The sequence below is a fragment of the Kitasatospora sp. SC0581 genome, assembly GCF_048159585.1.
Taxonomy (GTDB): Bacteria; Actinomycetota; Actinomycetes; order Streptomycetales; family Streptomycetaceae; genus Kitasatospora.
The window spans coordinates 71,822-87,034 of the sequence record NZ_JBLRWA010000032.1 but is presented as its reverse complement, the minus strand read 5'-3'; the positions used below and the strand labels follow the sequence as shown (position 1 = coordinate 87,034).

Annotated in this window: 15 protein-coding genes and 1 riboswitch; of the genes, 6 read left to right on the top strand and 9 right to left on the bottom strand. The window is 73.5% G+C overall.

Annotated features, from left to right (window positions below; all coding sequences use genetic code 11):
- The 5 genes from ACLWS4_RS32015 to ACLWS4_RS31995 all read left to right on the top strand — a co-directional run.
- A partial coding sequence (locus ACLWS4_RS32015; protein ID WP_416875968.1) for a protein kinase domain-containing protein occupies positions 1 to 1,593 on the top strand: 1,593 nt, incomplete at its 5' end.
- Positions 1,594 to 1,871: 278 nt separating this feature from the next.
- Positions 1,872 to 2,462: a hypothetical protein gene (locus tag ACLWS4_RS32010; protein ID WP_416875967.1), complete on the top strand. Its 591-nt coding sequence runs from the start codon at positions 1,872 to 1,874 to the stop codon at positions 2,460 to 2,462.
- A gap of 5 nt (positions 2,463 to 2,467) precedes the next feature.
- Entirely contained in the window at positions 2,468 to 2,731 is a 264-nt protein-coding gene (locus tag ACLWS4_RS32005) for a hypothetical protein (RefSeq protein ID WP_416875966.1), read from the top strand.
- Positions 2,732 to 3,190: 459 nt separating this feature from the next.
- Positions 3,191 to 4,552, top strand: a complete 1,362-nt coding sequence (locus tag ACLWS4_RS32000) for a hypothetical protein (protein ID WP_416875965.1) — start codon at positions 3,191 to 3,193, stop codon at positions 4,550 to 4,552.
- Positions 4,553 to 4,639: 87 nt separating this feature from the next.
- On the top strand, positions 4,640 to 5,020 hold the full coding sequence (locus ACLWS4_RS31995) for a hypothetical protein (RefSeq protein ID WP_416875964.1): 381 nt from the start codon (positions 4,640 to 4,642) through the stop codon (positions 5,018 to 5,020).
- A gap of 24 nt (positions 5,021 to 5,044) precedes the next feature.
- Here ACLWS4_RS31995 and ACLWS4_RS31990 read toward each other — a convergent pair whose 3' ends face one another.
- The gene (locus ACLWS4_RS31990; protein WP_416875970.1) at positions 5,045 to 5,464 is read right to left on the bottom strand and encodes a tyrosine-type recombinase/integrase; all 420 of its coding nucleotides are present in this window, start codon (positions 5,462 to 5,464) and stop codon (positions 5,045 to 5,047) included.
- Positions 5,465 to 6,092: 628 nt separating this feature from the next.
- Between ACLWS4_RS31990 and ltrA the strand changes: the two genes are divergently transcribed.
- Complete coding sequence (gene ltrA / locus ACLWS4_RS31985; protein ID WP_416875963.1) at positions 6,093 to 7,373, top strand: group II intron reverse transcriptase/maturase; 1,281 nt, start codon at positions 6,093 to 6,095, stop codon at positions 7,371 to 7,373.
- 294 nt (positions 7,374 to 7,667) lie between these two features.
- On the opposite strand, the gene ACLWS4_RS31980 is transcribed toward ltrA, so the two are convergent.
- The 8 genes from ACLWS4_RS31980 to ACLWS4_RS31945 all read right to left on the bottom strand — a co-directional run bounded on the left by ACLWS4_RS31980 (position 7,668) and on the right by ACLWS4_RS31945 (position 15,200).
- A complete protein-coding gene (locus ACLWS4_RS31980) occupies positions 7,668 to 8,411 on the bottom strand; it encodes a (2Fe-2S) ferredoxin domain-containing protein (protein WP_416875962.1) in 744 nt (247 codons plus the stop codon).
- Positions 8,408 to 9,223: an ABC transporter ATP-binding protein gene (locus tag ACLWS4_RS31975; protein ID WP_416875961.1), complete on the bottom strand. Its 816-nt coding sequence runs from the start codon at positions 9,221 to 9,223 to the stop codon at positions 8,408 to 8,410. Before ACLWS4_RS31975 ends, ACLWS4_RS31980 begins: the two co-directional genes overlap by 4 nt.
- Complete coding sequence (locus ACLWS4_RS31970) at positions 9,220 to 10,299, bottom strand: FecCD family ABC transporter permease (protein WP_074003446.1); 1,080 nt, start codon at positions 10,297 to 10,299, stop codon at positions 9,220 to 9,222. Before ACLWS4_RS31970 ends, ACLWS4_RS31975 begins: the two co-directional genes overlap by 4 nt.
- Positions 10,296 to 11,318, bottom strand: a complete 1,023-nt coding sequence (locus tag ACLWS4_RS31965) for an ABC transporter substrate-binding protein (protein ID WP_416875960.1) — start codon at positions 11,316 to 11,318, stop codon at positions 10,296 to 10,298. Before ACLWS4_RS31965 ends, ACLWS4_RS31970 begins: the two co-directional genes overlap by 4 nt.
- Before the next feature lie 76 nt (positions 11,319 to 11,394).
- A riboswitch (cobalamin riboswitch) is annotated at positions 11,395 to 11,601 on the bottom strand.
- A 112-nt stretch (positions 11,602 to 11,713) separates the two neighbouring features.
- Positions 11,714 to 12,568 (bottom strand): shikimate dehydrogenase family protein, encoded by an 855-nt coding sequence (locus tag ACLWS4_RS31960; RefSeq protein WP_416875959.1) that lies wholly within the window; start codon positions 12,566 to 12,568, stop codon positions 11,714 to 11,716.
- Position 12,569: 1 nt separating this feature from the next.
- Positions 12,570 to 13,634 carry a 3-dehydroquinate synthase family protein gene (locus ACLWS4_RS31955; RefSeq protein WP_241852959.1) on the bottom strand — a complete coding sequence of 355 codons (1,065 nt, stop codon included), beginning with the start codon at positions 13,632 to 13,634 and terminating at the stop codon, positions 12,570 to 12,572.
- Between the two features lie 76 nt (positions 13,635 to 13,710).
- A complete protein-coding gene (locus tag ACLWS4_RS31950; RefSeq protein ID WP_241852958.1) occupies positions 13,711 to 14,616 on the bottom strand; it encodes an ROK family protein in 906 nt (301 codons plus the stop codon).
- Between the two features lie 143 nt (positions 14,617 to 14,759).
- Positions 14,760 to 15,200 carry a type II 3-dehydroquinate dehydratase gene (locus ACLWS4_RS31945; protein WP_074003444.1) on the bottom strand — a complete coding sequence of 147 codons (441 nt, stop codon included), beginning with the start codon at positions 15,198 to 15,200 and terminating at the stop codon, positions 14,760 to 14,762.
- Positions 15,201 to 15,213: the final 13 nt, after the last annotated feature.

Genomic DNA, 15,213 nt, shown 5'->3' with positions numbered 1-15,213 from the left:
GTCGGACCTTACCGCCTGGTGGCCCGCCTGGGCAGCGGCGGGATGGGCCAGGTGTTCCTGGGCCGCTCGCCTGGCGGCCTGTCCGTTGCGGTGAAACTGGTCCGTCCGGAGCTCGCCGAGGACGCACAGTTCCGCCGGCGGTTTGCCCATGAGATCGAGGCCGCCCGCCGCGTCGGCGGCTTCTACACCGCCCAAGTGGTGGATGCCGATCCCGAGGCCGATCCGCCATGGCTGGTCACCGCATACATCCCCGGCCCGTCGCTCCGGGAAGCACTAGCACGGCACGGCCCGATGCCCGCCGAAACGGTCACCCTGCTTGGCGCGGGCCTCGCCGAGGGGCTGGCCGCGATCCACGCCTGTTCGGTGGTGCACCGAGACCTCAAGCCGGCCAACGTCATCCTCGCCTCAGATGGCCCGCGCGTGATCGACTTCGGTATCGCCCGCGCCCTGGACGTCACCTCTGGCCTCACCCACACCGCCGTGATCGGTACCCCGTCCTTCATGTCCCCCGAGCAGCTCCGGGGGCGACCTGCCACCCCGGCGAGCGACGTCTTCAGCCTGGCCGCTGTACTCATGTACTCAGCCACCGGCCGCAGCCCATTCGGGGACGGTCCCACCGAAGCCGTTGTCTACCGCGTCGTCCACGACGAGCCCGACCTCACCGGCCTCCCGCCACTGCTCGTGCCACTAGTCGCGTCATGCCTCGACAAGGACCCGCTGCGGCGTCCCAGCGTCGCGCAGGTGTTGGAACACTGTGCCGGGCAGGAGCACCACACTACCGAGTGGCTGCCGTCAGACGTCACCGCGATGATCGCCGAACGGGCCGGTAAGACAGCCGAGTTGACCACAATTGTTGGCCCTCCCCACCCGCCGACTGTGGGAGACCACCAAGCGCCGACCGAAGACCGCACCACCCCCATGCCCGATATCTCGCCCCTGGCGGCCCGGTTGGGGGACACCCGGGCCGGATATTCCACCATCACCCTGCCCTGGATACCCGGAGCGAGTGGTGGGGCGAAGCGCACGACCGTTGTCCGCTGGCTTCGACAGGTCGGGGACAAGGTCAAAAATGGCGAGCCGCTGCTCGAGGTCACATCGAGCCGTGGAGACGTCCTGATCACAGCCCCAAGGAGCGGAATCCTCTACACCGTCCACCGACAGGCCGGAGCCTCCGCCCGCACTGGCACCGTGATCGCCGGTATTGGCACACCAACAGCCGACATTCCGGCATCCCGCCGAAAGCGGTACACCCAGGCCGCAGTCGCGCCGCTTCTTGCAATGGCCGTGATCGTGGGCGCGGTCTGCGTGTACAGCCCCCTGTTCGAGGAGGACCTGGGCAACGCTCGGCCCGGGGACTGCGTAGCCATCGACGGGACTGGGGACAGCAACCGGTGGTACACGATGCCGTGCGGGCTCATGAAGGTCCGTAGCGCCCTCGAAAGTAAGAACGAGAAGAAGGGCTACTACAAGGTACTCGCCCGGCTCGCGCCGCCCGAGGTTCTCAGGTGCTCATGGCCCGCCGACAACGGGTCTGGAGCTAAATACATGCAGGCGGACCTCGAGTCCATGACCCTCTGCGTGACCGGGATCTGACAACCGGGTGCCCCGCTCCTGCGACGTAGCATCGCAGGAGCCCCCGAGCGTGTGCGCCACGTGTATTGAGCACATGCCCCCACCCCTGGCCTTCTCCCGGATTGAGCGGACCTGAAGCGCCTCGGCTGTGTCCAGGTAGGTCTTGCGCGCCGTCCATGTGGTCGGGTTCCGGGGCCGCGGTCGTGCTCCTGGCTGCGCTTTGCGGCCCGGCGCGACGTTAACTGCCTTCGCCTCCTACGGTCTGCGGCGTTCCGTTGCCGACAGACCGAGGAGCCGACATGGTCGGGATCGACCTCGACGCCGCCCGTGAGCGCCGTCTGGCCGCCGCTGCCGAGAAGGCGCGTGCCGCCAAGGCCGAGTACACCGTCGGGGAGGAGCCGCTGATCTTCGGCGGCGCCACTGTGGCGATGCTGCCGGCCGAGCTGCCGCTCGCGGTGTGGGAGCCGCTGATCGGTATCCCGTACCTGCCGCTGCTGCTGCGTTCCCTGGTGGAAGCCGCGCAGGCGCGGGGCGACCAGCAGACCGAGGCCGCGAGCCTGATCGTGGACGTGCTCGGCTCGGAGCCGACGCTCCCGGCCGACCTGCTCGCCGCGGCCGCCGAGATGGGCCGCCGTCTGCTCGGCGAAGACGGGTTCGCCCGGCTGATGGAGCAGCGCCCCAGCCACCCAGACATCTTCGAGCTGGTGCGCGCCGTCTGGGCGAAGTACTTCCCGGGTGGCAGCCTGGGGGAACTCATGGGGCCGTCCGAGTCGCTTTCGAGCGCTGGGACGACCTCGAAGCCGACTTCCAGCGGTACTACCGGCTCGACGCCCGCGGTGTCTGGCGGCGGCCCGGTGACCCTGGATTCCTCGGCACCCGACGCCTCCTGACCCTGATGCGGGGGCTGCCCGCAGAGGCCCTGCTGCGCCGGGACGGGGCGGAGGTCGGTGGGGACCGCTGGGGGCTGACACAGGAGCTGCTGGCGCAGCTGGTCGAGCTGGTCTCGGTGCTGGCGGCGGAGCACCGCCTGCGCCGGCCGGTCGAGCTGCCGCGCCCGGCCTACCTGGGCGCAGGCCGCGCCCGCGAGTGGGACGGCAAGGGGATGGCCCGGGCGGTCGCCGTGCTGCGCCGCAGCGGGAAGGCGGCCGACCGTGGCTGAGGAGATCGACTCCGGCCGCCTCGTGGTCGAGGTCGTCGCCGACTCGTCGGGCTTCGCGACGGACGCCCGGGCGCGCGTCGACGCGGCGGTGCGCAACCTGCGGGCCAAGATCCGGCTGGACCCAGACGCCTCCGGGCTGCGCCCGCGCGTCGAAGCCGCCGCGCAGGCCACCCGCGCCCGCATCAAGGTCACGGTCGACCTGGACGTCGAGACGGCCGGGCTGCGCGCCCGGGTCAAGGAGGCTCTGGCCGGCCTGTCGGTGCGCGTGCGGGTCGACGTCGACATCGCCGCCGCGACCACCCGCCTCGCGGCGTTCCGCACGCTCGCGTCCCGGCCGGTCGACGTCCCGCTCAACGCCCGCGGCTCCGCCGGTGGCGACGGCGGGGCGGGGGCGGGGGGCTGCTCCAAGCGGCACAGGGCTTCGGGGCCACCGTCGCCGGGCTGGCCCGCCTGCCCGCGATGGCCTCCGGGGCGCTCGCCCTCGGCCAGGCCCTCACCCAGGTCGCCGCCGGACTGTTCGCGATGGGCGCGGCCGCCGCGCCCGCGGTCGGCCTGCTCGGCGCCCTTCCCGGTGCGGCGGGCGCCGCCGTCCAGGGCGCGGGCACCCTGCTGGCCGCGTTCTCCGGCATCGGCGCCGCCGTCAAAGCCCTCGGTCAGGCGGACAAGCAGTCCGCCGGGGCGTCGTCCGCCTCCGCGCAGGTCCGGCAGGCCGCCGCCGACCGGGTGGCGGACGCGCAGCGCCGTCTCGGCGCCGCCCAGCGCGACAGCGACGAGCAGGCGCTTCGCGGCGCCGAGCAGGTCGCGCAGTCCCGGCGCCGGCTGGCCGACGTCCAGGAGCAGGCGGCGGCGCAGGTCGCGTCCGCCGACCGGCAGTTGGCGGCGGCGGAGCTCACGGTCACCCGCGCGCACCAGGCCGCCGCGCAGGCGCAACAGGCACTCAATGATGCCCGGCAGCAGGCAGCGCGGACCCTGGAGGACCTGAACCGGGACGCCGCGCGCGGGCCGCTGGAGGAGCAGAAGGCGCTGCTGTCGTTGGAGCAGGCCCGTTCCCGGCTCAACCAGGTCAACGTCTCCCCGTTCTCGTCGGAGACGGACCGGCGCGAAGCGCAGATCTCCTACCAGGAGGCGGTCAACCAGCTTGAGGACGTCCGCACTCGCAACCGGCGGCTCGCCGAGGACGTCAAGAAGGCCAATGCACAGGGCGTCGAGGGCAGCGATCAGGTCACCTCCGCGAAGGAGCAGCTCGCCCGCGCCCAGGAGGCCGAACAGGACGCGGTCCGGGGCGTCCAGGACGCGGAGCAGCAGGCCGCCCGTGCCCGCGTCCAGGCGGTGCGCGAGGTCCAGGACGCGCACAACGACCTCGACAAGGCTGTTCGCGAAGCGCAGCGCCAGCAGCAACGTTCCGCCGAGCAGGTAGCGGACGCGCAACGGGACGTGGCCCGCGCGGTGCGGGACCAGTCCCAGGAGCTGAACTCCGCCGCCGGGGCCGCCAGCGCCGCCGAGCAGGCGCTCACCGAGCTCTCCCCGGCCGGGCAGCGCTTCGCACGGTTCCTCTCCGGCACGGTGCAGCCCGCCCTGCGTGGGCTGCGGGACACCGCGCAGGAGGCGCTGCTGCCTCCGCTGGAGAAGGCGATCAACCGCGGCCTGACCCTGCTGCCGATCTTCAACCGGGCGATCGGCGAGACCGGGCAGGTGCTCGGGCAGGCCGCCGTGCGCGGTGCGGAGATGGCCGCGTCCGGGCCGTGGCGCGCGGATCTGGCGCAGGACGCCTCGACCAAGGGACGGCCGAGGATCGCAACAACATGTCCTCCGGGACGATGACGACCACCCGTCCTCGCCTCCATCCACCGCCAGATCGACCTCTGGCAGCAGGCCGATGAGACGCTCGGCCCCGAAGCCGTCCTGCGCATGCTCACCCTGCACGGCTCCCGCACCGAATCCGTCGGCGAATGGTGGGGATCCGGCTGGTACGTGACCGCCACCCGCCGCGCGATCGCCCGCGCGGCGAGCGACGGCGGCCTGCCCGCCGAGGTCTCCACCGTCTTCCCCGACACCGAGCACCTGGCCGCCATGGCCGCCGCCCACTCTGGCCTCCTCGACGACGACGTCTTCGCCTGGATCACCGGGGCCGTCTTCAAGGAGGGATCTCTCCGGCGCAAGGCCAGGCTCCCGGTTCCGTCGGCCATGACCCTCCCGGAATGGGCAGCTCACGGCCTCCTCGACAACCTCCGTCCGGACCTTGAGGAAGACGAGCCCCCGGTCACTGACGCGAGCCCCGGGCAGCCCTGACCGGCGCTCCGGCCGCAGCTGCCGCTACGCCGCCAGCGGCAGGTCGTCGTCGCCACGGGGAACGGCTCGGAGTCGGTCCGGCTGGGCTTGGCCGAGGGCTCGGGCGAGGGCGTTGACGGCCTGGTCGGCGGAGTCCTTGAAGAGGTGGCCGTAGAGGTTGATCGCGGTCGCGAGGGTGGCGTGGCGCAGGGTCTTGGACACGATCGCGATGGGGATGCCCTCGGCGATCATGAGGCTGGCCGCGGTGTGGCGCAGGTCGTGCGTGCGCCGTGAGGCGCTGTGGTTCGAGTGGAGGTGAGAGGCCTTCGCCGCTGACCCTGTCGCAGCAGGGCGGTGGAGCTGGGGGCAGCCTGATCCGGGTGACGCCGGGGAGGGTGGGAAGCAGCCCTGACAAAGCCGGGACGGGCCGGTACTGCCAGACGGTTCGGGTTCGGCGAGCGGGATGGAGAGGAGTACGCGAGGAACCGGCGTGTGACACCCCCTTGATTAGGCACCGGCTCGAACCTGGCGGATCTGGGCCGGGAGCGGTGCGTATCCCGTCGAGTGGTTGGGCGGGTAACTCCCAGGACGGTGGGCACGAGCCGTCCGAGAGGCCACGAGGAAGGTCTGCGGCGTACTCGTGGCGATGCCGCAGGGGCATAGTCGGGCTCCTACTTCGTCGAGCGAACCACAGTGAACACGGGAACCGTCCCGGGTCTCGCCCTCCACGTCGCCTCCAGTGGCGAGGGTAGGGCTGGGCGCGTCGACCGCCGATCGGTCCGGGACGGGGCGGAGCCGCCGTAGTACTCCGAGGCCGGGAAAGCCGGCCACATGGGGAAGGGCGGCAGTGGGTTTCAAGAAGGGAGGGACGCTGCAATGCCGAAAGACGCACCGCCGAGCGGCGATGCTCCTTGCTCTGGTCCGACCGGGCCTGGGGCGAGGGTATCGGAGATGCAGGCCAAGCTTCACCGTTGGGCGGTGGCCGATCCCGGCCGCCGGTTCGATGACTTGTTCAACTTCGTGTGTGACCCGGCGACGCTGATCGTGGCGTTCGACCGGGTTGCTGGGAACCAGGGGTGCGCGCACTGCCGGCGTGGACGGCCTCACGGTCGCCGATGTCGCGGAACAAGTGGGCGTGCCTGGGTCCTTGGACGCCCTGCGGGCCGGTCTCAAGGACGGCTCGTTCCGACCACTTCCGGTGCGGGAACGTAAGATCCCGAAACCGGGAGGGTCGGGGAAGGTCCGCAAGCTCGGGATTCCGACGGTTGTGGACCGGGTCGTCCAGGCGGCGCTGAAACTGGTGCTGGAACCGATCTTCGAGGCGGGCTTCTTGCCGTGCTCGTACGGTTTCCGGCCCAAACGGCGTGCACAGGACGCGATCGCCGAGATCCACCACTTCGGCACCCGCGGTTACCGCTGGGTGCTGGACGCGGACATCGAGGCGTGCTTCGACTCGATCGACCACACGGTGCTGATGGACCGGGTGCGTCGCCGGGTGAAGGACAAGCGCGTTCTGGCGCTGGTCAAGGCGTTCCTGAAAGCCGGGATCCTCACCGAACTCGGCGACTACCAGGACACGATGACCGGCACGCCGCAGGGCGGCATCCTGTCCCCGCTGCTGGCCAACATCGCCCTGAGCGTGCTTGATGAGCACGTGATGGGGCCGTGGAAGCCGGGCGGGACGATGTCGACCCCAGGCAAGCGCGAGTACCGGCGTTCCAAGGGACGACCGACGTGGCGGCTGGTCCGCTACGCGGACGACTTCGTCATCTTGGTGCACGGTGAGCGCGAGCACGTCGAGGCGCTACGCGAAGACGTCGCCGTTGCGTTGGCCCCGCTCGAATTGCGGCTGTCACCGGCCAAGTCTCAAGTGGTGCACATGAGCGATGGGTTCGACTTCCTCGGCTTCCGCATCCGGTGGAAGCGCAAGAGGGGGACGGACAAGTGGTACGTCTACACCTTCATCGCGCACAGGCCCGTCTGGACGCTGAAGGCGAAGATCCGTGCCCTGACGCACAGGACATCGCAGCAGGACTTCGCGTCCGTGCTGGTCAGGCTTGCCCAGATCATGCGCGGATGGGCCACCTACTTCCGACATGCCGTGGCGAAATGGACCTTCAGCAAACTGGACGCCTTCACCTGGTGGAGGCTCGTCCACATGCTGAGGGCACGTCACGGCTGGAACTGGGGACAGGTCCGCCGACACCTCGCCGCCTCCGGGCGGTGGGTGATCGCGGCAGACGGGGTCGAGTACTTCCGGATCCAGGGTGTGACGGTCTCCCGTTGCTCCTACCGGGGGAACAAGATCCCGTCCCCTTGGCCCTCCTGCGAACCCCGCCTGACGGAAGGAACCGTGGAGAGCCCGTTGCGCTGAGAGGCGCACGGCGGGTTCGGAGAGCGGTCCGGGGAAACGGACCGGGAGCAATCCCGGCACCGCGCCCCGGGCCGACTCACCAGGCCGATTCTGGGCAGGGCGAGTTCGGCGGTGCGCTTTCGGAGCTGGTTGAGGACCCACTGCGGGCGCAGCGGTGTACCGCCGGGGCGGGCGGGTTGGCGGAGTTCGGCGGGGCGGACCGGTCTCGGGACCACGTGGTGACGGCCCGTCCGGCGGGCCCGTCGCGGCGGCCCGGGAACGGAGTGCGCCCCGCTCCCGGGCCGGTGGCCGCGGTCAGTCGTCGTGGTGGTCCGGCTGCTGCTTCCGGTGGCGGGGGAGCCGGTGGGACTCGAGCGGTCGTCCGCCGGCGAGGTGCTCGGTGACGATGAGGGCGGCGGCGGCCGGGTCGACGTTCCCGTACCAGACGTCGTCCGGCTGGACGCTGATGACGGGGGCCTGGTTGCAGGGGAACTGGCAGCCCGTCTGGGTGACGAGCACGTCGTCGTCGCCGAGGCCCTGCTCGGTCAGTCCCTGGACCAGGGCGCGCAGTCCTTCCTCCACGCCCTTGGCCGCGCAGCGCGGGCCGCGGCACACCATGACCTGGTGCCGGTGGCCGGGCACGTCCTCCCAGGCCGCGGACATGAGGCCGGGCTCCGCGCCGGTGACGGCCTTCGTCGCCGCGGCCACCGTGGCGACCGCGTCCGGCGAGTCGGCGAGGCGGGTGGCGACGAGGAGTTCGGGACGGTGGCCCGCGCGCTCGCGCCACCAGTACGCGGCGATCCGCCGGAGCCAGGACTGGCCCGGGCCGGAAGCCGTGAGGCGGACGCCGACCAGGACCACGGTCTCGGTGCCCGCGTCGGCCAGCCTGGTCAGCTCGGCCGACAGGGACGGGTCCGCCAGCTGCAGGAACGCGATCGAGGCCCGGTGCGAGGCCGCCGCCCGGAGGAGTTCGTCACGACGGACGGCCTCCCCGGCCGACATGCCGACCAGGACCACGGCACTGCGGCGGGCGGAGGCGTCCGGGGCGGGGGAGGTCATGGCGTCGTCCTTTCGTGGAGCAGTCCGTTCCACCGGATGTGCGGTCTGTCGTGCCGGGGGTGCCGTTCCACGGTGACGTCGACGCCGTAGACCTCCGCGATCGTGCGCGAGGTGAGCACCTCGGAGCCGGGCCCGTGGGCGACCAGCCGGCCGTCGAGCAGGACGGCGACCTCGTCGCAGTAGGCGGCGGCGAGTTCGAGGTCGTGCAGCGCGGCCACGGTGGTGATGCCCAGCCCGCGGACGGTTTCGAGGAAGCCGAGTTGGTGGCGCAGGTCGAGGTGGTTGGTGGGCTCGTCGAGCAGCAGCACGTCCGGCTCCTGCGCCAGCGCCCGCGCGAGCTGGACCCGCTGCCGCTCGCCGCCCGACAGCGTCGGCCAGGACCGGTCGAGCAGGTGGCCGACGTCGGCCGCGGCGACGGCGTCGGCGACCACGGACCGCTCGTGGGCGTCGGCGGCGGTGTCCGTCGGCACGGGCCAGCGGCCGCGGTGCGGCGTGCGTCCGAGCTCGATGACCTGACGGACCGGCAGCGACAGCCGGGTGTCCGCCTGCTGCTCCATGAAGGCCACCCGTCGTGCCCGCCGGCGGGCCGTGAGCGCGTGGAGGTCCTCGCCGTCCAGCAGGACCCGGCCCGCGCTCGGCCGGGTCAGTCCGGCGACCGCGCGCAGCAGGGTGGTCTTCCCGGCGCCGTTGGGCCCGAGCAGGCCCGTGATCCGGCCGGGGCGGAAGGCGATCGAGACCGCGTCCAGCAGGGTGGCTCCGCCGACGCGGACACCGAGTCCCTCCGCGCGCAGCCCGACAGGCGTCGTCGTCACTGCGCCCTCCCGTCGGCCCGCCCCTGGCGCCACAGCAGCCAGGCGAAGAACGGCGCTCCGAGCCCGGCCGTGACGACGCCGACGGGGATCTCCCGGTCGGGGAGGACCGAGCGCGCCACGACGTCGCTGCCCACCAGGAGGGACGCGCCGACCAGCGCCGACACGGGCAGCAGGAGGGCGTGGCGCGGGCCGCAGACGAGGCGGACCACGTGCGGGACGACCAGGCCGAGGAACCCGATGACGCCGGTGTTGGCGACCAGGCACGCGGTCACCAGCGCGGCGGTGGCGACGAGGACCCAGCGGGTGCGCTCGACGTGGACGCCGAGGGAGCGGGCGGCGGTCTCGCCGAAGGCGAAGGCGTCCAGGTCGCGGGCCGAGGAGGCCAGGACCGTGACACCCACCAGCGCGACCGCCAGCAGGAAGACGGCGGTGGGCCACCGCACGCCGGCGACCGAGCCCAGCGTCCACTCCATGACACCGCGCGCCGCGTCGCGGTCCCCGAGGACCATCACCACGAACGAGGTGTAGGCCCCGCACATCTGGCCGACCGCGATGCCGGCGAGCACGGTCCGGGCGGTGGGCAGCGACCGGGTTCGGGCGCCGGCCAGGGCCAGGACGACGGCGGCGGCGAGCAGGGCGCCGGCGAAGGCCGCCGTCGCCACCGCGCCGGTGCCCACGGCGCCGGTCACGCCGACGCCGAGGACGATCACGGTGACCGCGCCGGCGGCGGCTCCGTCCGAGATCCCGAGCAGGAAGGGATCGGCCAGGTCGTTCCCGGTCAGCGTCTGCAGCACCGCGCCGCAGACCGCGAGGCCGGCGCCGGTGGCGGCCGCTCCCAGCACCCGGGGCAGCCGCAGCTGCCAGACGATCTGGTCGTCCAGCAGCGTCACAGGCGGGTCGCCCAGCCCGAGACGGCGCGCCACGACCTCGATCACCGTTCCGACCGACTCGTGCTGCGAGCCCACGGCCAGGCCGAGGAGCAGGGTGCTCAGGAGCAGGGCCGCGGCGACGGCCAGGGCCGCCGTCGCGCGGCCCGGACCAGCGGGCCGCACGACGGGGTGGGGCGCGGTGGTCATGAAGCCGGGTGCAGTCGGCCCAGCCCGTCGGACACCCGGGCGGCACCGTCGGCGAGCAGCACGCCGGGGGTCGACTCGGAGAACGGCACCGTCACGAAGGCCTTGCGCTGCACGGCGGTGAGCTTGCTCAGGACCGGGTCGTTCTCCAGGTAGTCGATCTTGGACTGGGCGGTGTCCCAGTCGGCGTCCGCGACCACGATGGCGTCCGGGTCCGCCGCGACGACCTTCTCCCAGCTCACGTTCTGCCAGCTGCCGGGCAGGTCCCCGAAGACGTTGCGGGCGCCCACGGCGTCGAGCACGAGTTGGGGGCCGCCCTGGCCGGTGCCGACGTACGGCGTCTTGGTGTCCGAGTCGAACCACAGGACCTTCAGGCCCTTGCCCGCGGCCGTCGCCGTGAACTGCGCCAGCTGCTGCTCCTGCTGCCGCTGGATCGCGGCGGCCCGCTCCGGGACGCCGAAGACCTTGGCGACGTCGTTCAGCTCGCCCCATGCCGCCTGCCAGGTCGTCGGCGGCACCTGGTTCTTGTCCGAGCAGCCGAACGGGGACAGGTACGACGGGACGCCCTGGCCGCGCAGCTCCTCCCGGGTGCCCGCGACCTTGTCGGTGAACGCGGTGGAGTAGGAGGCGTACAGGAAGTCGGGACGGGCCGCGAGGAGGTTCTCCTTCGTCGGGTACTTCTTGGAGAGCACCGGGACGGAGTCGTAGGCGGCCTTCCACTTCTCCGGGACGGAGTCGTCGAGGTAGGCGGTACCGGCCATGCGGGACTGCAGGCCGAGGGCCAGGGCCACCTCGGTGGCACCCTGGTTGAGCGTCACCAGCCGCTCGGGCGGCGCGCCGACCGTCACGGTGGTCCCGCAGTTGTCCACGCTGACCGGCGCGGCACTTCCGGTCGCCCCGCCGGACGCGGCGGGCGCGGGGGCGCCCGCGCAGCCTCCGAGCACGCCGACGAACAGCAGGGCCGCGACGGCCCGGCCGACGCGTGTCGGACCTGTGGGACGTACGGGATGTACGGGACGCATGGAGCGCGTGGAACGTATGGATCGGACCGGATGCGGGTACGGCTGACCGCTGGGCACGTGTTCTCCAAAACCCTCGTGGAACATGTCGCGCCGTGGCCGGTCTCCTGGCTTCCGCATCAACACGCCGCGACCGACCTTCCCGAGCGGCTCTACCAGCCCGCCCAGTGGCCCTGACCGCTGGCGAAAGCCGGTCAGCGAGGGCCGCGGAACTCCGCGGCAACAGTGGCGAGGGCCGCACCGGACTCAGACCGGTTTCCCGAACACCACGGCGATGGCACGCTATCAGGCGTGGTCAGGTCGGTGGCGACCGGCCGGTGGGATGATCGTTTGGATCGTTCCCGGGGACGGGGGAGGGAACGGCCACGGGGGTCGGCCGGCTCCGGAGGGACGGGGGATCACCCCGGAAGACGGAAGAAGGAGCGGTAGAGCGGCAGCTGCTCGGCGAGCATGTGGATGCCGGGGTGGGTGGCGAGGCCGAGGGCGGCGGCGGTGCGCAGCAGCGGGGTCTCGGCGGGCGTCATGATGATGTCGGCGACCAGCGCGCCGGGCGCCAGTGGGGCCGGGTCGAAGGGGAGCGGGTCGGCCGGGTCCAGGCCCAGCGGGGTGGCGTTGACCGCGAGGTCGACGCCGGAGGGCGGGCGCGGGGCGGCGGCCACGCGGCCGGGCCAGCGGGTGCCGAGCCGCTCCAGCAGGGCGTCCACCCGGCCCCGGTCGGGATCGGTCACGGTGAGTGCGGCGGCCCCTTCGGCGAGCAGGGCGGCGGCGATGGCGAGCCCCGCGCCTCCGGCGCCGGCCAGTGCCACCCGCAGCCCGGCCGGGTGGTGCCCGGCGGCGGCCAGGCCCCGGACGAACCCGGCGCCGTCGAAGTTGTCGCCGTACCAGCGGCCGTCCGGCTCGCGGCGCAGCGCGTTGGTGCTGCCCAACAGGGCGGCGGCGTCGCTGAGTTCGTCGGCGTGCCCGCACATCGCCAGCTTGTGCGGGACGGTGACCAGCAGCCCGTCCAGGTTGGCGACGGCCTTCAGCCCGCGGACGACCTCGTCCAGCCGGTCCGCCGGGGCGTGCACGGGGACGAGCACGGCGTCCACGCCGCTCGCCGCGAACAGCGGGTTGAGCAGGGCGGGCGCCTTGGCCTGTGCGACCGGGTCGCCGAGCACCGCGAACAGCCGGGTGCGGCCGGAGATCGGCGGGCGGGCGGCCGGCGCGTCGGGGGTCGGCAGGTCGGGGGTCGGCAGGTCGGGGTGAAGGGACATCTCAGGCCTCCCCTGCGGCGGCGCGCGGCATGGCGTCCAGCGTGCGGGCGACCAGCGGCTCGGGGACGTCGCTGACGAGTTCGGCGCCGCGCGGGCCGTCCAGGACGAAGGAGAGCCCGTCGACGGCCTTCTTGTCCAGCCGCATGAGGGCGATCAGCGCCCCGGTGCCGACCTCCGGCGGCAGTGCGGTCGGCAGCCCGTAGTGGGCGACCACCTCGTGGTGCTCGGCGACCCGCTCGGGGCCGATCCGGCCGAGCGCCCCCGCCAGCCGGCCGGCGAAGACCGTGCCGACGCCGACCGCCTCGCCGTGGCGCAGCCGGAAGTCGGTGGCGCGTTCCAGCGCGTGGCCCAGGGTGTGGCCGTAGTTGAGGATGTGCCGCAGCCCGGTGTCGCGCTCGTCGGCGGCCACCACGGCGGCCTTGCGGGCGACGCTCGCGGCGATCTGCTCGGGCAGGGGCAGGTGGCGGAGGTCCCCGGCGCCGATGAAGTGGCAGCGGGCGATCTCCCCGTAGCCGTTGACGCGTTCGCGCGGCGGGAGGGTGTCGAGGTAGTCGGTGTCGCAGAGCACGGCGGACGGCTGCCAGTACGCGCCCACCAGGTTCTTGCCCTCCGGGAGGTTCACCGCCGTCTTGCCGCCGACGCTCGCGTCGACCTGGGCCAGCAGCGAGGTGGGCAGGTGCACCACGGGCACGCCCCGGTGGTACAGCGCGGCGGCGAGCCCGACCGCGTCGGTGGTGGTGCCGCCGCCGCAGGAGACCACGGCGTCCGCCCGGCCCAGGCCGAACGCGGTGAAGCGGCTGCACAGTTCGGCCACCCAGGCGAGGGACTTGCCCTCCTCGCCGTCCTTCGCCTCCACCACCAGGGTGTCGAGGCCGGTGTCGGGCAGCCACTCGGCGGGCCGGGCGCTGACCACCGCGACCCGGCGGGCGCCGATCCCCGCGAGCACCCCGGCCAGCCGGTGGCGGGCGCCGGGGCCGATCAGCACCGGGTAGCCGCGCTCACCCAGCTCCACGTCGATGCGCCGCAGCCCTCCGTCCGTACGGACGAGGGTTTCTGTCGTGGTCAACTCGGCTCCCAGGGCTGGTCGGTGAGGTGGTGTGCGGTGCGGTGTCGCTCGGTGGGTGGGGGGCACGGGCACGGCTTCAGGCCGCGGGCTGCAGCCGCGCCAGCGCGAGGGCGCCGTGCAGCGAGGACAGCCCGCCGAGCACGGCCGGCCGGATCGCGGGGACCGGGCCGCCGGGGCGGGCCAGCGCGGCGGCGTGCGCCTCCACCCGCGCCGTGAAGCCGGGCAGCCCGTCGGCGAACCCGCCGCCCAGCACGGTCAGTTCGGGGTGGAACAGCTCGCCGAGCGAGACGGCCGCGGCCGCCAGCGCGGCGCAGGTCTCCTCGACGGCCTCCACCGCCCACGGCGCGCCCTCGGCCAGCCCGGACCGCAGCTCCGGGTACTCGACCGGCGCGCCGCGCAGCAGTTCCGCGCGCCGCAGGGTCGCCGGACCGGAGGCGGTGGCCTGCAGGCAGCCGCGCCGCCCGCAGTCGCAGACCGGGCCCCGGCGGTCGACGATCAGGTGCCCCGCCTCGCAGGAGCCGCGCCCCGGGCCCGGCAGCGGCGCGCCCCCGTGCACGACACCGCCGCCGACGCCCGTCCCGACACCCAGGTAGACCACGTGCCCGGACCCGGCGTGCACCGCCTCGGCGAGCGCGGCGAGGTCACCGTCGTCCGCCCAGGCCAGGGCGGCGGCGGGGAAGAGCCGCCGCAGTGCCGGGACGAGGTCGAAGCCGCGCCAGTCGGGGCGGCCGGGCCAGGCGAGCACCCGGCCGTCCGGGCCGAGGGTCGCGGGCACGGCCACCCCGACCGCCGCGAAGTCGCCCTCCCAGCGCTCGCGCAGGTCAGCGACCGTACCGGCCAGCGCCGTCCAGTCGGCGTAGGCGCCGGCCACCCGGGCACCGGGCCAGCGCAGCACGGCCTCCTCGGTGCGGACCGGCCCGCCGGGCGGACCGTCCTCGGCGCGCAGCGCGACCTTGGTGCCGCCGATGTCGATGCCGAGCACGCCCCGGGCGGCCGTCGGGGCCTGCGGCGTTGGGCCCTGAGCCGCGGGGCCCTGAGCCGTCGGAGCCTGAACCGCGGGGCCCGGCGCCGCCGCGGCCCGCGTCGTGGTGGTGCCCCCTGCCGGGGCGCCCGTCGCGAAGCCCATCAGGACGCCGGGACCTTCGCCAGCAGCGCCTGCGCGGCGAGCCGGTAGCCGAGCGCGCCGAGCCCGACGATCACGCCCGAGGCGATCGGCGCCAGTACCGACTCGTGCCGGAAGGACTCGCGCGCCCAGACGTTGGACAGGTGCACCTCGACGAACGGCCGCGGGTAGGCGGCGAGCGCGTCGCGCAGGCCCCAGCCGGCGATCATCAGCGCGCCCGGGTTCACGATCGCCCCGACGGAGCCGTCCCAGGCGTCCTGCACCGCCTCGATCAGCTGGCCCTCGGACTCGCGCTGGACGGAGACCACCTTCCAGCCCCGGCCGGCCACCTCGGCGGCGACCGCGGCCTCGATGTCGGCCAGGGTGTCGGTGCCGTAGACCTCCGGCTCGCGGCGGCCGAGAATCCCGAGATTGGGGCCGTTCAGCAATAGCAGTTCGCTCATATTCCGGTTATAG